The organism is Variovorax sp. P4_D9 (assembly GCF_056401695.1).
The window spans coordinates 1-1,972 of the sequence record NZ_JBFUIU010001234.1; the positions used below are offsets into that span (position 1 = coordinate 1).

Annotated in this window: 3 protein-coding genes and 1 pseudogene; 2 read left to right on the top strand and 2 right to left on the bottom strand. The window is 63.8% G+C overall.

Annotated elements, in window-relative coordinates:
- Both AC1DY5_RS53380 and AC1DY5_RS53385 read left to right on the top strand, forming a co-directional pair.
- Positions 1–317: acetyl-CoA hydrolase/transferase C-terminal domain-containing protein (locus AC1DY5_RS53380; protein WP_478122310.1), on the top strand; the 317-nt coding region annotated here is incomplete at its 5' end.
- A 59-nt stretch (positions 318–376) separates the two neighbouring features.
- The gene (locus AC1DY5_RS53385) at positions 377–808 is read left to right on the top strand and encodes a PaaI family thioesterase (RefSeq protein WP_478122311.1); all 432 of its coding nucleotides are present in this window, start codon (positions 377–379) and stop codon (positions 806–808) included.
- 8 nt (positions 809–816) lie between these two features.
- On the opposite strand, the gene AC1DY5_RS53390 is transcribed toward AC1DY5_RS53385, so the two are convergent.
- The gene (locus AC1DY5_RS53390) at positions 817–1,803 is read right to left on the bottom strand and encodes a tripartite tricarboxylate transporter substrate-binding protein (protein WP_478122312.1); all 987 of its coding nucleotides are present in this window, start codon (positions 1,801–1,803) and stop codon (positions 817–819) included.
- Between the two features lie 15 nt (positions 1,804–1,818).
- Positions 1,819–1,972 (bottom strand): annotated as a pseudogene (locus tag AC1DY5_RS53395) (IS630 family transposase); the annotation flags it as partial.

Consider the following 1,972-nt stretch of genomic DNA (forward strand, 5'->3'; position numbering starts at 1 on the left):
GGATGATCCAGGCCGGTTCGGGCGGGCTGCCTGCTTTCGCGCAGGGTGCAATTGCCTCGCCCGGGGGACGGCTTCTCATCTGCCTCGGTGCGACGGCACGCAAGGGCACGGTCTCGCGCATCGTGCCAGTGCTGGGAGACCAGAGCCTGTGCACGGTGCCTCGCTACCAAGCAGACGCCGTGGTCACAGAGCATGGCGTAGCCGAACTCCGCGGCTTGTCGTTGGATGCACGGGCCGAGGCCCTGATCGGCATCGCCGCACCCGAGCACCGCGCGGCCCTGCAGGAAGCCTGGAGCTCCATTCGAAGGGCAGCTTGACGAGCATGACCCAAATATCGTCTCCCCTCCCACCTCCTCCCGGGTTCGAGTCCGTTGAGTTGGGCGGTACGTTCGCCAGTGTGAACGGGCCGCTGTTCGCGCGCTGGTACGGCGATCGATTGCAGCTGGGCTTCCGCGTTGGCCTTGGACACGTCAACCCTGGCCAAAACTGCCACGGTGGCATGCTTTGCACTTTCGCGGACATCCTGATCTCGACCGCGGCGCAGTACCAGACGGACATCCCGCGTCAGTTCCTCCCCACGATCAGCCTACAAGCGGACTTCCTGGCCGGCGCGCCCCTGGGAAGTTGGATCCAGGGGCAGGCCGAAATTCTCCGGGTCACGCGGAATCTCGTCTTCTCGCAGGGTCTGATCCAGGCGGATGGACAAATAGTCATGCGCGCGAGCGGCGTGTTCCGGCGCGGACCTCTCCTGCCTGAAGCAGCGGACGACCAGGCGCTGTGCCTGCCAGGCATGCCAGCGCGCCCCTAGCGCGCCATTCATTCATCAGCGGTGAAACCACTGGACTTGATGATTGGCTCCCAACGCCGGGTATCGGCCACAATCAGACCGGCCAGCGCACTCGGCGAACTCGTCGCTGGTTCCATCCCGAACTTGGCAAAGCGCTCGCGCAATTCGGGCGATGAGGTCGCCTTGTTCAGGACTTCCGCGACATGGGCCACCAGCGCTGGCGGCGATTTGGGGGGCATCAACACGGCGAGCCAAGCTTCGGACACCACGTCCCTGTAGCCGGACCCCACCATGGTGGGGACCTCGGGCATGAAGGGGCTGCGCACGGCGCCAAAGGTGCCCAGCACTCTAAGCTTGCCGGCCTGGTAGTGCGGTAAGGCCTCGCCCACCGCATTGATGCTCACAGGGATCTGTCCGCCCATCACATCCGTCATCGACAGCGCCCCGCCCTTGTAGGGCACGTGCGTCAAAGTCAGGCCGGTGGCTTTCTCAAGCATGATGCCGGCGAAATGCAGCGTCGTTCCAGCGCCCGACGATCCATATGATCCCGATTGCGGATTGGCCTTGACCCACTCGACATATTCGCGCATGTTCTTCACTGACGCGGGCACTGCAGGACCCGCGCAAAAGGCATAGCCGGATCGGGCGCAGACTGCCACTGGCGTCAGATCTTTGATGGGGTCGTACCCCAACTTCTTGAAGCTGTGCGGATAGACCGTCAGCGCGAAATCAGGCGTGAACAGCAGCGCGCTGCCGTCGAGATCGGCAGTTCGGGTGGCCTGCACAGCCAGTCTGCCCGAGGCACCTAGTTTGCTCTCGACAAAGATGCCGCCCGGAAACGCAGGTCGGATCGCCTCGGCCAGCGCGCGCGCTAACGCGTCGGTACCACCGCCCGGCGCGAAGCCGACGAACATCTTCGTCGCCTTATTGGCCGGCTGGGCCAGCGAAGCTGTCGCCGTGAACGCGCCTGGCAAGAGCGCTGCAGGTGCGATCAGGAAGGTGCGCCTATTGAGCATGATGTCCCCTCTTACTCAGCAGTCAAAAATATAGGCGACAGAAGGTGCTTCGAAGAATGATCGAACCAGCCGGCGATTCTTCTGCATGTCGCGCAACTGCTGGTCGACGCGGATTTCGAGTTTCTCGCCGGCTCGCAGCGGATTGCGAGCCACGCCGGTGCGCTTGACG